The sequence below is a fragment of the Pseudomonas fluorescens genome (assembly GCF_000968015.1).
Lineage (GTDB): Bacteria > Pseudomonadota > Gammaproteobacteria > Pseudomonadales > Pseudomonadaceae > Aquipseudomonas > Aquipseudomonas fluorescens_W.
Window position 1 is genome coordinate 1 of the sequence record NZ_LACH01000143.1, and the last position, 253, is coordinate 253.

General features: G+C 46.2%; 1 tRNA gene. It reads left to right on the plus strand.

The annotated features are described in order from the left end of the window. Position 1: 1 nt before the first annotated feature. Positions 2-88 (plus strand) — tRNA-Leu (locus tag VD17_RS31175). The last annotated feature ends 165 nt before the right edge of the window (positions 89-253 follow it).

Sequence of the window (253 nt, forward strand, 5' to 3'; positions counted from 1 at the left end):
TGCCCAGATGGTGAAATTGGTAGACACGCCAGCTTCAGGTGCTGGTGACCGCAAGGTCGTGGAAGTTCGAGTCTTCTTCTGGGCACCAATTTCGAGCTTGAGATTAGTTCAATTTCAAGGCTCACACAAAAACCCGCGAAAGCGGGTTTTTTGCATTCTAAGCCTCTGATTTATTAAAACTAAATCAGGGGTTTACAGATCAAAAAGCTCTCCGTATAGTGCGCCACATCAACAGCGGCAACGCTGAAGATTA